This is a genomic window from Jeotgalibaca porci, from assembly GCF_011299095.1.
Lineage (GTDB): Bacteria > Bacillota > Bacilli > Lactobacillales > Aerococcaceae > Jeotgalibaca > Jeotgalibaca porci.
Genome location: NZ_CP049889.1, coordinates 1,191,865 through 1,207,500 on the forward strand (window position 1 = coordinate 1,191,865; position 15,636 = coordinate 1,207,500).

At 38.5% G+C, this 15,636-nt stretch carries 12 protein-coding genes and 1 tRNA gene; all 13 read left to right on the forward strand.

Going from position 1 to position 15,636, the window contains the following annotated elements:
- Positions 1-362 precede the first annotated feature (362 nt).
- The 13 genes from dnaA to G7058_RS06130 all read left to right on the forward strand — a co-directional run bounded on the left by dnaA (position 363) and on the right by G7058_RS06130 (position 15,181).
- A complete protein-coding gene (gene dnaA / locus G7058_RS06070; protein WP_166062714.1) occupies positions 363-1,694 on the forward strand; it encodes a chromosomal replication initiator protein DnaA in 1,332 nt (443 codons plus the stop codon).
- Between the two features lie 169 nt (positions 1,695-1,863).
- Positions 1,864-3,015: a DNA polymerase III subunit beta gene (dnaN, locus tag G7058_RS06075; RefSeq protein ID WP_166062715.1), complete on the forward strand. Its 1,152-nt coding sequence runs from the start codon at positions 1,864-1,866 to the stop codon at positions 3,013-3,015.
- A 219-nt stretch (positions 3,016-3,234) separates the two neighbouring features.
- On the forward strand, positions 3,235-3,477 hold the full coding sequence (gene yaaA / locus G7058_RS06080) for a S4 domain-containing protein YaaA (RefSeq protein WP_166062716.1): 243 nt from the start codon (positions 3,235-3,237) through the stop codon (positions 3,475-3,477).
- Complete coding sequence (gene recF, locus G7058_RS06085) at positions 3,474-4,595, forward strand: DNA replication/repair protein RecF (RefSeq protein WP_166062717.1); 1,122 nt, start codon at positions 3,474-3,476, stop codon at positions 4,593-4,595. The genes yaaA and recF overlap by 4 nt, the downstream gene beginning before the upstream one ends.
- Before the next feature lie 4 nt (positions 4,596-4,599).
- Positions 4,600-6,537, forward strand: coding sequence for a DNA topoisomerase (ATP-hydrolyzing) subunit B (gyrB, locus tag G7058_RS06090; RefSeq protein ID WP_166062718.1), 1,938 nt, complete (start codon positions 4,600-4,602; stop codon positions 6,535-6,537).
- Positions 6,538-6,557: 20 nt separating this feature from the next.
- Entirely contained in the window at positions 6,558-9,113 is a 2,556-nt protein-coding gene (gene gyrA / locus G7058_RS06095; protein WP_166062719.1) for a DNA gyrase subunit A, read from the forward strand.
- Positions 9,114-9,292: 179 nt separating this feature from the next.
- Positions 9,293-9,583 (forward strand): 30S ribosomal protein S6, encoded by a 291-nt coding sequence (rpsF, locus tag G7058_RS06100; RefSeq protein ID WP_166062720.1) that lies wholly within the window; start codon positions 9,293-9,295, stop codon positions 9,581-9,583.
- A gap of 41 nt (positions 9,584-9,624) precedes the next feature.
- Positions 9,625-10,155 carry a single-stranded DNA-binding protein gene (gene ssb, locus G7058_RS06105; protein ID WP_166062721.1) on the forward strand — a complete coding sequence of 177 codons (531 nt, stop codon included), beginning with the start codon at positions 9,625-9,627 and terminating at the stop codon, positions 10,153-10,155.
- 36 nt (positions 10,156-10,191) lie between these two features.
- Positions 10,192-10,434, forward strand: a complete 243-nt coding sequence (rpsR, locus tag G7058_RS06110; RefSeq protein ID WP_166062722.1) for a 30S ribosomal protein S18 — start codon at positions 10,192-10,194, stop codon at positions 10,432-10,434.
- A 586-nt stretch (positions 10,435-11,020) separates the two neighbouring features.
- On the forward strand, positions 11,021-13,042 hold the full coding sequence (locus G7058_RS06115; RefSeq protein ID WP_166062723.1) for a DHH family phosphoesterase: 2,022 nt from the start codon (positions 11,021-11,023) through the stop codon (positions 13,040-13,042).
- Positions 13,043-13,495 carry a 50S ribosomal protein L9 gene (gene rplI / locus G7058_RS06120; RefSeq protein ID WP_166062724.1) on the forward strand — a complete coding sequence of 151 codons (453 nt, stop codon included), beginning with the start codon at positions 13,043-13,045 and terminating at the stop codon, positions 13,493-13,495. It begins immediately after the preceding gene.
- 146 nt (positions 13,496-13,641) lie between these two features.
- Positions 13,642-15,009, forward strand: coding sequence for a replicative DNA helicase (gene dnaB, locus G7058_RS06125; RefSeq protein WP_166062725.1), 1,368 nt, complete (start codon positions 13,642-13,644; stop codon positions 15,007-15,009).
- A gap of 99 nt (positions 15,010-15,108) precedes the next feature.
- Positions 15,109-15,181 (forward strand) — tRNA-Lys (locus G7058_RS06130).
- The last annotated feature ends 455 nt before the right edge of the window (positions 15,182-15,636 follow it).

Here is a 15,636-nt window from a genome sequence, read left to right on the forward strand (position 1 = left end):
GCTCTGTATAAAATAATACCCCCCACCCCTTATCCTCACCCTTTCCATAGGGTTATCCACATAGCAACAATATGTTAATGAAAAACAGGGGATAACTTTCAAATGTTGTTGATAACACATAAAAACATTGATTCATCAACTTTCTTTTTAGTCTAGTTATCCACAACACGTGGTATTTACTCTTACTTTCTTTAAAATTATGCACATCTGTTTTCCATCTTGTGGAAAACTTTTTAACCGGTTTGGGAAACATTTATGCACAGAAGAAAGAGTTGTGGAAAACCTTTCACAGGAATGCTAAAATAATGTATACTTGATATTTATGAAATCATCTAAAATTTAAAAGAAGGAGGATTCTCCTATTGGAAGATATTTATTCTCTCTGGCGCTACTTACAAGAAAAGTTTAAAGAGTCACTTTCGAAAGTTAGTTATGACACCTGGATCGATAGTGCTGTTCCCGTTCGTCTAACTGAAACGAACATTATTATCGAAGTGCCGTCATCTCTACATAAAGATTATTGGCAGAATAATCTCGCTACCAGAGTTGTGGAAGGCATCTACGAATTTACAAATAAAGAAATTTCGCCTATTTTCATGATTAAAAATGAAGAAGTCCCTACTATTGAGCAAGAAAGACCAATCCGTCCTGAGAAAAAACCATTCAAGCAGGCACAACTAAATAGTAAATATACATTTGATACATTTGTTATCGGTAAAGGGAATCAAATGGCACATGCTGCAGCACTTGTTGTTGCTGAAGAACCCGGAACAATTTATAATCCTTTGTTTTTCTATGGAGGAGTTGGATTGGGTAAAACGCATTTGATGCACGCCATTGGCCATCAAATGATTCAATTACGCCCGGATGCCAAAGTTAAATATGTCAGCAGTGAAACATTCGCGAACGATTTTATTAATTCCATTCAAAACCGGACGCAAGAACAATTCCGGAACGAATACCGCAGCGTTGATTTACTATTGGTAGATGACATTCAATTTTTCGCGGACAAAGAAGGAACACAAGAAGAATTTTTCCATACGTTTAACGCACTCTATGATGAACGGAAACAAATCGTTCTGACCAGTGATCGTTTACCAAACGAAATTCCTAAATTACAAGAACGATTAGTGTCTCGTTTTGCCTGGGGCTTGTCTGTAGACATTACGCCACCTGATTTGGAAACACGAATCGCGATTTTAAGAAACAAAGCGAATAGTGAACGTTTAGAAATTCCAGACGACACATTAAGCTATATCGCCGGCCAAATCGACTCAAACATCCGTGAATTAGAAGGCGCACTTGTGCGTGTTCAAGCTTTTTCGGCTATTCAAGGACGAGATATCACGACCAGCTTGGCAGCAGATGCTCTGAAAAGCATTTTGCCAACAGATAAACCGAAAGCACTGAGCATTTATGCGATTCAACAAACCGTAGCGAAGTTCTATCAAGTAACGGTTGAAGAAATAAAAGGGAAAAAACGCACCAAAGGAATCGTTGTTCCCCGTCAAATCGCGATGTATCTCTCTCGAGAATTAACGGACAGCTCATTACCTAAGATTGGGCAAGAATTTGGTGGAAAAGATCATACGACCGTGTTGCATGCTTACGACAAAATTCAAGCAGCTATCAAAAAAGACAGCACGCTTAATGAAGAAATTAAAACACTCAGCGAGAAACTGAAGAATAATTAGTTTTTGCGCCTGTGGATATCTCTTGTTTTAGTGAACAGTCTTACGCACACCTTATGCACATGTGGAAATCTTTTCATGTCAAACGTTAAAAGCTGTTATCCACAGTATCAACATGCCCTACTACTACTACTATTTTTTACTAATATAATTTATAACGGAGGGAAGCCCAATGAAATTTACAATTAACCGATCCAAATTCACTAAATCTCTAACAGATGTACTGCGTGCAATTTCATCACGTACGACTATTCCAGTTCTAACAGGAGTAAAGATGACCATTGACCAAAGTGGTTTGATGTTAAGTGGGAGTGATTCTGATATATCAATTGAAATTTTTATACCAGTTTCCGATGAGGACAACCAATTAGAAGTAATCAAAGAAGGCGGCATCGTTCTTCCGGCACGTATCTTCAATGAAATCGTTAGAAAGCTATCTGATGAAAAATTAACAATTGAAGTAGGAGACAATTTCCAAACTTCGATTACATCTGCTCATGCAGCTTTTAATATCAATAGTATTGACGTTGACAATTACCCGAATTTCCCGGTAATTGATTCAAATGAAGTAATTACTTTACCAACGACACTGTTTAAACAAGTGATTCAACATACGGTTATTGCAACATCAACACAAGAAAGTCGTCCAATTTTAACCGGTGTTAACATAACTATTGAAAATGGCCAGCTTAAAGCGGTCGCAACAGACAGCCACCGTCTCAGCCAACGGATTATTCCGATTACAGTACCTGAATCATTGAAAGATAAGAGTTATAAAGTCATTATTCCAGGAAAGAGTTTGACTGAGCTTTCTAAAATCATCGAAGATCAAGATACGATTGAGATGATGGTGACGCAAAACCAAGTTCTTTTCAAAGCTGAAAATCTTTATTTCTACTCACGCTTATTAGAAGGTTATTACCCGGATACAAATCGTTTAATTCCGGCAAACTCCGCAACAGAGCTGACAATTAACGCGAATGATTTACTGCAAGCGACAGATCGTGCGTCTCTTCTTTCACATGAAGGAAAGAATAACGTCATTAAACTGTCTATTTCCGACAATCATGTGGAATTATCAGGTAACTCACCGGAAATCGGAACAGTAGAAGAAGAATTAGAGTATATCGAAGCAAAAGGTGATTCTTTAGTTATCTCTTTCAACCCTGATTATTTGAAAGATGCACTAAGAACATTTGGACATCAAAATGTCATTATTGGTTTCACTGCTCCGATTCGTCCGTTTACAGTTATACCAGCAGATGACAACACTGAAATTTCTCAGTCTTTCATCCAATTAATCACACCTGTACGTACATATTAATAAAATCAAAAAAGAAAGAGGCCCTGTGCTTCTTTCTTTTTTGATTTATAAATATCATTTAGACACAATACACGTTTTTGTTGTTTATTACCTCAAATCGATAGAAGGCCTATTTTTACGCGTTTATTTGAATTTCTGCCTAAAAAAGTGTATAATAAGAAGTGGAAAGTGTGGATTCGAGAGGTTCCATGCTTATTTTAATGAAATAGGGTGAAAATCTTGAAAAATATAGTTCATATTGACGAAGATTTTATTACACTTGGACAATTACTTAAACATATTAACGTTATTTCCAGTGGCGGTATGGCGAAATGGTATTTATCAGAGTACGCTGTTTTCGTAGATAGTGAAAAAGAGGATCGTCGCGGCCGTAAGATTTATCCAGGCATGATGGTTGAAATTCCGGATGAAGGAGCCTTTTTGATTCAACGTAATGATTCTTCTCAAGAGTCGTTATCATGATATTAAAAGAAATAAAGCTTCGGCAATTTCGTAATTATGAGGCATTGACGCTGGAATTTTCTCCCGGTATCAATGTCTTTTTAGGAGAAAATGCACAAGGTAAGACTAATTTGATGGAAGCCATCTATTCTTTATCAATGGCACGCAGTCCGCGTACGGCTAACGAAAAAGAAATGATTCGCTGGCAGCAAGATTCCGCAACTTTAACCGGTAAAATCGAACGACGCACAGGCGATTATCCCCTGGAATTACACTTTACAAAAAAAGGGAAAATAGCCAAAGTGAATCATTTGGAACAAAAAAGGTTATCTGACTATGTCGGTAAGTTAAATGTGGTCTTATTTGCACCGGAAGACTTAGATTTAGTCAAAGGAGCACCGAGTAACCGGCGAAAGTTTTTGGATATGGAATTGGGACAAATGAGTCAGGTTTATTTATATGATTTGGTGCAATACCAACGCTTATTGAAGCAACGTAATCTCTATTTGAAACAGTTATTGAGCCGTCAGGCCAAAGACCTCGTTTATTTGGAGGTCTTAACCGATCAGTTAGCAATTCAAGCAGCGAGTATTATTAAGGCGCGATTGACATTCGTGGAACAATTAGAAAAATGGGCCGATCCTCTTCATCATCAAATTTCAAATGGGAAAGAGAATCTTCGCATCCGTTATAAATCAACGATTGATTATAAGAAAACAGACGACAAGGACCAGCTGTTCGAAAAACTCATTGCAGAGCAAAAACGTGTCGCGGATCGTGAACGTGAGCAAGGGTCTACCCTTTTTGGTCCGCATCGTGACGACCTGGTCTTCTATGTGAATGACAAAAATGTCCATCAATTTGGGTCGCAGGGGCAGCAACGTACCACTGTTTTAAGTATGAAATTAGCAGAAATCGAATGTATGAACGAAGTTTTGGGCGAATATCCGATTCTTTTATTAGATGATGTGTTGTCAGAATTAGATGACGATAGACAGACGCATCTTCTTAAAACAATTGAGAAAAAAGTCCAAACCTTTTTAACAACAACGAGTCTGGATGGAATAAAACGAAATAAAATTGAAGAACCGACGATTTTTAATATTTCTGATGGTTCAGTGAATAAGGAAGGTGCATAAAACAATGGCAGAATTTGAAGATAACAAAAAAAGTTTAGCTCAGGAATATGATGCCAGTCAGATTCAGGTACTAGAAGGTCTGGAAGCTGTTCGTAAGCGTCCGGGGATGTACATTGGAGCAACAAGTGCTGCTGGTTTGCATCATTTGGTATGGGAAATCGTTGATAATTCAATCGATGAGGCATTAGCAGGATTTGCCTCAGAGATTACGATTTCCATCGAAGAGGATAACAGTATTATTGTAAAGGACAACGGCCGGGGAATTCCGGTTGATATTCAAGCGAATACAGGCCGTCCAGCTGTCGAAACAGTTTATACAGTCTTACATGCCGGTGGTAAATTCGGCGGTGGCGGATATAAGGTTTCGGGAGGTTTGCACGGTGTAGGTGCTTCCGTTGTTAACGCCCTTTCTAAAAAATTAACGGTTCAAGTTCACAAAAATGGCCAAATTCATCAAATTACCTTCGAACGTGGGGATATCATTGATGAATTGACAGTTGTTGGTGAAACGGACAAACAAGGAACAATTGTACAATTTTGGCCGGATCCGGAAATATTTACCGAAACGGTTATCTTTGAATTTGAGAAATTAAATGTCCGCGTACGCGAACTGGCTTTCTTGAACAAAGGCTTGAATATTTCGATTACAGACAAACGTCCTGAAAAAGAAATCGTTAATCAATACCATTATGAAGGTGGTATTAAGAGCTACGTTGAATACTTAAACCAAAATAAAAAGCCGCTTTTTGAAGACATTGTCTACGTTGAAGGTGAGCAAGATGACATCCAAGTAGAAGTAGCGTTGCAATATACAGATGGCTACCATACCAGCCTATTCAGTTTCGCGAATAATATCCATACGTACGAAGGTGGAACGCACGAATCGGGTGCGAAGACAGCTTTGACACGGGTTATTAACGATTATGCGAAACGCTCAAAAATCATGAAAGAAAACGAAGAAAACTTAACCGGTGAAGATGTACGTGAAGGTTTGACGCTTGTATTATCCATCAAGCACCCAAATCCACAATTCGAAGGACAAACCAAAACAAAACTTGGTAACTCCGAAGCACGTACAATCACAGACCGTCTCTTCTCATCAATGTTAGAGAAGTTCTTGATGGAAAACCCACAAACAGCGAAAAGAATCGTTGAGAAGGGAATTTTGGCCGCTAGAGCGCGTTTAGCAGCGAAGCGTGCCCGAGAAGTAACCCGTAAGAAAAGTGGCTTAGAAATCAGTAATTTGCCAGGTAAATTAGCAGACTGTTCTTCTAAAAATCCAGAAGTTTCTGAATTATTTATCGTAGAGGGAGATTCTGCCGGCGGATCAGCAAAACAAGGTCGTTCACGTATCTTCCAAGCGATTTTACCAATTCGGGGTAAAATTCTGAACGTTGAGAAAGCTTCATTGGATCGTATTTTGGCAAACGAAGAAATTCGTTCATTGTTTACAGCAATGGGAACGGGCTTTGGGGCTGAATTCGATGTTTCGAAAGCACGTTACCACAAGTTGGTTATTATGACGGATGCCGATGTCGATGGTGCGCATATTCGTACCCTCTTATTGACGTTGTTCTACCGTTATATGCGCCCACTTGTTGAAGCTGGATATGTGTATATCGCACAACCACCTTTGTTCCAAGTAAAACAAGGGAAGAAAGAAGTTTATTTGCAATCGCAAGAAGAATTGGATGAGTATTTAACAACAATTCCTACTTCACCAAAACCATCAGTCCAACGTTACAAAGGATTAGGGGAAATGGATGCAGAACAACTATGGGAAACAACGATGAACCCAGAAAACCGTCGCTTTGCGCAGGTATCAGTTGATGATGCGATTGATGCAGACAACGTATTAAGTATGTTGATGGGTGAAAAAGTTGAACCAAGACGTAACTTTATTCAAGAAAATGCTGAATATGTAGAAAACCTTGACGTATAGGAAGGAAGGACATTAATCAAATGGACGAAGAAAATAAAGAATTAGATGCTGGCATGGAAGTCCGTGATCTCAGTAAAGAAATGCGAAAATCGTTCTTAGAGTATGCGATGAGTGTTATCGTCTCACGTGCCCTTCCAGACGTACGTGACGGTCTAAAGCCCGTACACCGTAGAATTTTGTATGGAATGAACGAATTAGGCATTACGCCTGATAAATCTCATAAAAAATCAGCACGTATCGTCGGGGATGTTATGGGTAAATACCACCCCCACGGTGACAGTGCGATTTACGAGTCAATGGTTCGGATGGCGCAAGATTTTAGTTACCGGTATACGCTTGTTGATGGACATGGAAACTTTGGTTCTGTCGATGGTGATGGCGCTGCTGCGATGCGTTATACCGAAGCAAGAATGTCTAAAATTGCGTTAGAATTATTACGGGATATTAATAAAGATACGGTTGATTATCATGATAACTACGATGGTTCTGAAAGAGAACCTGATGTGTTACCAGCACGCTTCCCTAACCTTCTAGTTAACGGAGCATCTGGTATCGCGGTTGGAATGGCAACCAATATTCCACCGCATAACTTGACGGAAGTTATCTCGGCTCTTCACATTCTGATGAACAATCCGGATGCGACAACAACAGAATTAATGGAAGCTTTACCAGGACCAGACTTCCCTACTGGGGGAATTGTTCTTGGTAAATCAGGTATCCGTAAAGCTTATGAAACAGGACGCGGCTCTATCATTGTCCGTGGACGAGTTGAAATTGAAACGTTGAAGAACGGTAAAGAACGTATCTTGATTACGGAATTGCCTTACGTTGTCAACAAAGCGAAATTAGTAGAACGGATTGCTGAATTAGCACGTGACAAACGGATCGAAGGTATTACCGACTTAGCAGACGAGTCAGACCGTGACGGCATGCGGATTGTCATTGATGTCCGTAAAGATATGAGTGCGTCCGTTATTTTGAATAACTTATATAAATTGACACCACTTCAATCTTCTTTCGGTTTCAATATGCTGGCAATTGTGAATGGTGTTCCTGAAACATTGAGCTTGAAGAGCATCCTCTACCATTACTTAGAGCATCAAAAAGTCGTTCTACGTCGTCGTACGATGTATGACAAACGAAAAGCAGAAGCACGCGCGCATATTTTAGAAGGTCTGCGAATTGCTTTAGATCATATCGACGAAATCGTTAATATTTTGAGAAGTTCACCAAGTGGCGATGTAGCGAAGAAAATCTTCATGGAAGATTACGGACTATCGGATAAACAAGCACAAGCGATTTTAGATATGCGGATGGTTCGTTTAACCGGTTTGGAACGTGACAAAATAGAAGGAGAATACAACGATTTAGTTGCTCTGATTGCTGACTTAGCTGATATCTTAGGAAATGAGCAACGTATTTTCCAAATCATTTATGATGAATTGCTTGAAATTCAAGAACGTTTCGGTGACGAACGTCGTACTGAATTATTAGTTGGAGAAGTTCTCTCGCTAGAAGACGAAGACTTGATTGAAGAAGAAGAAGTAATCATTAGTTTAACTTATAATGGCTACATCAAACGTATTCCAAGCAGCGAATTCCGCGCGCAACGCCGCGGTGGACGCGGTGTACAAGGAATGGGCGTCCATGATGACGACTTTATCGAAACACTGCTAACGACCTCCACACACGACAATCTGCTGTACTTCTCTAACCAAGGTAAGGTTTACCGGACTAAAGGTTATGAAATACCAGAATATGGCCGTACTGCTAAAGGATTGCCGATTATTAACTTGTTGAACCTGGATGCGGGTGAAAAGATTCAAACCATCATCAACTTGTCAGGTAATAAACCAGTTGAAGGTGAAAATCTATTCTTTGTTACGAAATTAGGAACCGTAAAACGGACGGAAACGACTGATTTTGCAAATATTCGCCAAAGCGGATTGCGTGCAATCAACTTGAATGAAGGCGATGAGTTGATCAAAGTTGTCTTGACGGATGGAAATAAGAACATCATCCTAGGAACACATTACGGCTACTCTGTGAGCTTCAATGAGCAAGACGTCCGTAAAATGGGTCGTACTGCTGCAGGTGTACGTGGAGCACGCTTGCGTGAGGATGATTTCATCGTTGGAATGGCTATTCTTGAAGAAGATACGACAGTTCTTGTTATTACTGAAAAAGGATACGGGAAACGTACAAGTATCGACGAATATGCAATCAAGGGCCGTGGTGGTAAAGGAATCAAGACCGCTAATATTACTGAGAAGAATGGTAAGTTAGTCGGTTTACGTACGGTAAAAGAAGACGATGATATTATGATTATTACCGATACAGGCGTCATGATTCGCTTCCATGCTAAGGATGTATCTCAAACAGGCCGTGCGACGTTGGGTGTACGTTTAATGCGCTTAGACGACGATTCAAAAGTATCGACTATGGCTGTTGTTGATCCTGAAGAGGAAGAACTGGATATGCCAGAAGAAGAAATGGTCAGCAAGACAGACGAACAAATCAAAGCAGATATGCAACAATTTGCAACTGAAATCTTCGAAGAAGAAGATAAAGACTAAACATAAAGCGATAAGAAATGGGAGTCAGCCTCCCCTCTTATCGCTTTATTTATTTTTCTAAAAAAATATTGCAAGTTAGAAACAGTTATGGTAGAATATTTAAACGTGAGTATTTCAAAAAATACTCTCCTTGCTCTTGTAATTATAAGAGCCAAAGTCCATAAGGAGGTGACAGTACAATGACTCAATACGAAATTAACTACATTATCCGTCCGAACATCGATGAAGCTGATAAAGCTGAATTGGTTAAACGCTTCGATACAATCTTAGCTGATAATGGCGCTACAATTATTGAATCAAAAGACTGGTCAAAACGTCGTTTAGCATACGAAATCAACGATTTCCGCGAAGGTATCTACCATATCGCAACAATCGAAGCTTCTGATGCTGCAGCGATTACAGAATTTGACCGTCTAGCGAAAATCAGTAACGATATTATCCGTCATATCATCATCAAGCAAGAAGCATAAAATGTTCCACGTGAAACATTTTAAGGAGGATGTAAGAAAAGATGATTAATAACGTTGTACTAACAGGTAGATTAACCAAAGATGTCGATTTACGTTATACATCAAATGGCACAGCAGTAGGATCCTTCACTGTTGCCGTTGACCGTCAATTTAAAAGTCAATCCGGTGAACGCGAAACTGATTTTATTAATTGTGTTATGTGGCGAAAAGCTGCTGAGAACTTTGCTAACTTCACACGAAAAGGCTCTTTAGTCGGTATTCAAGGACGTATTCAAACACGTAACTACGAAAACCAACAAGGTCAACGCGTGTATGTTACTGAAATCGTAGCAGATAACTTTACCCTGCTTGAATCTAGAAATGTTACTGAACAAAGACCTAGAGAAACTGAATCTTCTGGCCCTGCTTCTTATAACAATAACAATTCAAACCAATACAATCAAAATAATAATCAATCGTCTTACTCATCTAATAACCAAACAAACAGTTTTAATGACTACAATTCGAATGAAGATCCATTCCTATCAAGTGGCCAATCAATCGACATCTCAGATGACGACTTGCCATTCTAATAGTGAATAAAGGATCGTAAAAAGGAGGAAAACAACATGGCTCAACAACGTGGTGCTCGTCGCGGACGTAAGCGTAAAAAAGTATGCTTCTTCTGTGCAAATCACATTGATCATGTAGATTACAAAGATACTGATCTTTTGAAACGTTACGTATCAGAAAAAGGTAAAATTTTACCTCGTCGCGTAACAGGTACATGTGCTAAACATCAAAGAACATTAACGATCTCAATTAAACGTGCTCGTATTATCGCTTTGATGCCTTTCACAATCGCAGAATAATAATACAATTTGCAAGACCTGCAGTTATCAGCAATGATAACTGCAGGTCTTTTATTTTTTATTCAAAAATAAGAAAGCTTTACATAAAACTACTTATCCACACCGAAAATGAGTTATGCACAAAAATGAAAAGGTGTAGGACGGCCTTTCCTTAGAGTTACCCACATGTTAATAAAGCTCCACTATCATTGAGAAGACAAGGTTTCATGGGTTTTTATGACACTTATCCACAAGTGGACAAGTCCAAATTGGGGATAAAGTCATTTAGTTATCAACATTTACCGGAGATTAAAAAGAAGTGCTTAAAAACCGGTGTATCACCTACAAATAAACTATAAAAAAATTGAATTAACGCTTGTGAAATGTCAGTAGAAGGATATTGCGCTAGAAAATGGAGCGATAAAAAGAATAAGTGTAAACGATTTCTTTTTAATGTTCCACGTGAAACATCTGCTGCAAAGTAGGTGTGAAAGTTCCACGTGGAACATTCGCCACATCCTCCCTTACGGTGCAAATGTGGCTATAAGAATGCCCTTGTGTTAAAATAAATACACTAAATCCAACATTTAAGGGAAAAGGAGTAACAATGAAAATTAGGGAAAAGTTTGATAAACTTCCAGTTTTTCTTAGAGAAGATAGAATAAAAGTCCCAACCACAATTATTTTGCTGTCATTGATACTATTAATCGTTTTAACCTTTATAGCCGATTGGAAAATTGGGCTAACAGTTGTGCTGCTGATTCTTGTCACAGTGTGGCTGCTTTATAATTCAACAGATTACTTAATTGAAGAAACGAATAAATATGTATCTGATTTATCTTATAGAATTAAAAAAGGTGAACAAGAAGCCCTGATTCAGATGCCGATTGGTATCCTCTTATATAATGAAAAATATGAAATACAATGGACGAACCCCTATCTGATTCGTTATTTTGAGAATAAAGATATTCTGGGACGTAAAATTGAAGAGATTGACAAAGAGCTTGCAGGATGGGTTAAAGAGTACGAAACCAATCAAATGCAAAAGATTAAGTGGGGCGACCGTTATTTTGAAATGGTTATACAAGAAGAAATAGGTGTCCTCTATTTAATGGATATAACGGAGTACGCGAATATCGAAGAAAAATATGAAGATGATAAAGTTGTTTTTGGTAACATCATAATTGATAACTACGATGAAGCAGTACAATCTATGAACGACCGTAAAAGATCTAACGTTAATAACTACATAACGAATCAATTAACGAATTGGGCAAACGTAAACAATGTTTTCTTAAAACGCGTTGACGATGACCGCTTCATAATCTTAATGACTAAAAAAACATTAGGGAAACTTGAAAAGAGTAAGTTTGAAATTGTTGATCAGATTCGTGAGCGGACATCCAAACAAAACTTCCCGCTCACTTTGAGTATGGGTATTTCTCATCAAACTTCTATGACGCAGGAGAAGTGGAAAGATATCGCACAGCTCGCTCAAACGAATGTTGACTTAGCGTTGGCTCGTGGCGGTGACCAAGTAGTTGTCCGTAGTGCAGACGCAGAAGCGCGCTTCTATGGCGGTAAAACAAACCCGATGGAAAAGAGAACACGCATTCGCGCACGGATGATTAGTCAGGCTTTAGAAGAATTAATCGCCAATTCCGACAAGGTTTTTGTCATGGGACATAACTATCCGGATATGGACGTGTTGGGAGCCTGTTTGGGAATCAGACGAATTGTTCAAATGAACAATAAAGAAGCATGGATTATTATGCAAAATGAGCAATTCTCAAATGACATCACACGGATGATGGACGTTATCGGAAAAGATACGAACCTGTCTAAATATTTCATTAGCCCCGAACAAGCACAAGAAATGGTGACAGAAGAATCATTGATTGTTTTAGCAGACGTACATAAACCAAGTATGGTTCCGGCTCCGGAATTGATGGATATTTCGAATAAAGTTGTTATTATTGATCACCACAGACGTGGCGAGGAGTTTCCAAAGAATCCTGTCCTCGTTTATATTGAACCGTATGCTTCCTCAGCATCCGAGTTAATTGCAGAACTATTTGAGTATCAATCCAATGACATTGATACCATAAATAAAATAGAAGCAACGGCCATGTTGGCAGGTATAATAGTAGATACACGAAATTTCAGTTTGCGTACAGGCTCCAGAACATTTGATGCAGCAAGTTATTTGCAATCAAATGGTGCAGACACGATTTTGATTCAAAACTCTTTGAAGGAAGATTTAGATACCTATTTAATGAGAAGTCGCTTACTGGAAACTATGGACTTTGTGGTTCCGGGAATGGCTGTTGTAAATGGTGAAGAAGAACATGCTTATGACACAGTGGTTGCTGCTCAAACGGCAGACACGATGCTTTCGATGGAAGGTGTCGAAGCTTCATTCGTTATTACGTTACGTAAGGATGGACGGATAGGAATCAGTGCGAGAAGCTTGGGTCAAGTAAACGTTCAAAGGATTATGGAGAAATTAGGCGGAGGAGGCCATCTCTCAAACGCCGCAACCCAAATAAGTGATAAAACTATTTTAGAAGTAAAAGAACAGCTCATCGCTGTTATTACTAATAAAGAAGAGTCGAAAGGAGAACAATAAATGAAAGTTATATTCCTAGAAGATATAAAAGGTAAAGGTAAAAAAGGTGAAGTTAAAAACGTAGCCGATGGTTATGCGCAAAACTATCTTATTAAAAATGGCCTAGCAAAAGAGGCTACCAACTCAAGCGTGTCTGCTCTACAAGGACAGAAAAAAGCTGAAGATAAAAAGGCACAAGAACAACTAGATGAAGCGAACAAATTAAAAGCCTTTCTCGAAGCTGAGGAAACAGTTATTATCGTTAAAGCGAAATCAGGTGAAGACGGCCGTCTATTTGGTTCTGTTACAAGTAAGCAAGTTGCTGATCAGCTGAACAAGCAATATAAAGTCAAACTAGACAAACGTAAAATCGATTTGAAAGAGCCAATCCGTGCTCTAGGATTCGTTAAATTAGAAGTGCGTTTACACTTAGAAGTTACCGCAACATTAACTGTACATATAGTCGGAGAATAAAAACTGCTGAGGCAGTTTTTTTCTTTTGCTTCAAATGGGAACGAACGTTCTTGCTGTTGGATTGTAAACAACTTTAATTTCAAGTACAATAAAGAGGCTAGAAACAGGGGAAATAATAGAGTAATCAAAAAAGGATGAAGACTATAATGGAAGAAACATTCCGAGATCGTACACCACCACATAGTATAGAGGCAGAGCAATCAGTCCTTGGGTCTATTTTTCTTGATCCTGAAACTGTAGTGAATGTTTTGGAGTATCTGGAACCCAAAGACTTCTATAGAAAGAACCACCAAATTATTTTTGATGCAGTAATGACACTTTTTAATCGTAATGAAGCTATTGATGTTGTAACTGTGACAAATGAGCTGGAGAATAAAGACCAACTAGAAAACGTTGGAGGTCTGGATTATCTAGGTGAAATAGCATCTTTCGTACCAACAGCAGCAAACGTTGAGTACTATTCAAAAATCGTTGAAGAAAAATCAATATTAAGAAATTTAATTAAATCAGCGACTGACATTGTCAAACAAGGTTATGATGAAGATGACCAACTAGCGGTTATTTTAGATAGCGCAGAACAAAGTATTCTACAAGTGTCCGAACGTCGAAATCGATCAGGCTTTATCCGCATCTCGGATGTCGTGAATGAGTCGTTAAAAAATATTGAATTGCTTTCGCAACAATCAGGGGATGTAACGGGGATTCCGACAGGATACATTGCGTTAGATAAAATGACTGCCGGTTTACAGCCAGAAGAATTGATTATCCTAGCAGCACGTCCTGCCGTTGGTAAGACAGCCTTTGCTCTAAACATCGCTCAGAACGTTGCGACAAAGGCGGACCAAGTTGTGGCCATCTTTAGTCTAGAGATGGGTGCGGAATCATTAGTTAACCGGATGTTGTGTGCGGAAGGTAATATTGATGCCGGAAATCTGCGTACTGGTCAAATGTCAGAGGATGAATGGTCCAATTTGATCATGGCAATGGCGACTCTTGGACAATCACGTATCTTCATAGATGACACGCCAGGTATACGTATTGCTGAAATCAGAGCAAAAGCACGCCGACTTAAACAAGAACAAGGAGAAATAGGACTCATTGTTATTGATTATCTTCAGTTAATAGAAGGTAATAACCGTGAGAGTAGACAGCAAGAAGTTTCGGAAATTTCACGTCAATTAAAAAAGCTCGCAAAAGAATTGAAAGTACCTGTTATTGCACTTTCACAGTTGTCACGTGGAGTTGAACAGCGTCAGGATAAACGTCCTGTCTTGAGTGATATCCGGGAATCTGGATCTATTGAACAAGATGCGGATATCGTAGCGTTCTTATACCGAGATGATTATTACGAACGAGAAGGTTCAGAAGAAAACGACGAACCAGAAATTGAAAATAATATCGTTGAAGTTATTATTGAAAAAAACCGTAGTGGAGCACGTGGTACAGTAAAACTACTCTTTAAGAAAGAGTTTAATAAATTCTCTTCAATGTCTTATGTACCAGAACCAGCATAATATGAGAAAAAATTCTCTCTTTTTTTGAATTTTTCATTGCAATTGAAAAAAAGCAGGAGTAAAATGAATTATGTTCTCACTTATTAGTAAATGAGCAACGGGATATTAGCTCAGCTGGTAGAGCAATTGACTCTTAATCAATGGGTCGTAGGTTCGAGCCCTACATGTCCCATCAAAAATTAAAAGTCCTTCGTCTAGAAAGTTGCCAAGCAACTGGACAGATACGAAGGGCTCTTTTTTTAGCTATATAATAGAGAACGCAGTATAAAAGATAAATGATTATATAGGAAGAGATACATTAACGGGATATATGTAATGATATAACAACTAGAAATAATGCCATTATATATAGAAGAAAACAACTTCTACTTTCAAGTGGATGACTATCATGATAATAAAGCAATATAAATACACCGATAATTGTTGACCAAATAATATATAGATGTTATTATATAAAAGTTGCTGAACGAGCGACGCACCAAACGCTTAAAACTTCTTCAAAAAAAGATTTTAAAAAAGTGTTGACATTAACTTGTCGAGGTGGTAATATTAAGAAGTTGTCACGAAGGAAACATCACGTGACACGTGATAAGTAATTGACCTTTGAAAACTGAACAAAGAATGAAC

Bases quoted from the DNA above. Each gene is read 5' to 3' on its own strand.
- rpsR (WP_166062722.1), top strand. From the start codon at position 10,192: ATGGCTCAACAACGTGGTGCTCGTCGCGGACGTAAGCGTAAAAAAGTA.
- ssb (WP_166062721.1), top strand. From the start codon at position 9,625: ATGATTAATAACGTTGTACTAACAGGTAGATTAACCAAAGATGTCGAT.
- gyrB (WP_166062718.1), top strand. From the start codon at position 4,600: ATGGCAGAATTTGAAGATAACAAAAAAAGTTTAGCTCAGGAATATGAT.
- recF (WP_166062717.1), top strand. From the start codon at position 3,474: ATGATATTAAAAGAAATAAAGCTTCGGCAATTTCGTAATTATGAGGCA.
- rplI (WP_166062724.1), top strand. From the start codon at position 13,043: ATGAAAGTTATATTCCTAGAAGATATAAAAGGTAAAGGTAAAAAAGGT.
- gyrA (WP_166062719.1), top strand. From the start codon at position 6,558: ATGGACGAAGAAAATAAAGAATTAGATGCTGGCATGGAAGTCCGTGAT.
- G7058_RS06115 (WP_166062723.1), top strand. From the start codon at position 11,021: ATGAAAATTAGGGAAAAGTTTGATAAACTTCCAGTTTTTCTTAGAGAA.
- rpsF (WP_166062720.1), top strand. From the start codon at position 9,293: ATGACTCAATACGAAATTAACTACATTATCCGTCCGAACATCGATGAA.
- dnaB (WP_166062725.1), top strand. From the start codon at position 13,642: ATGGAAGAAACATTCCGAGATCGTACACCACCACATAGTATAGAGGCA.
- dnaN (WP_166062715.1), top strand. From the start codon at position 1,864: ATGAAATTTACAATTAACCGATCCAAATTCACTAAATCTCTAACAGAT.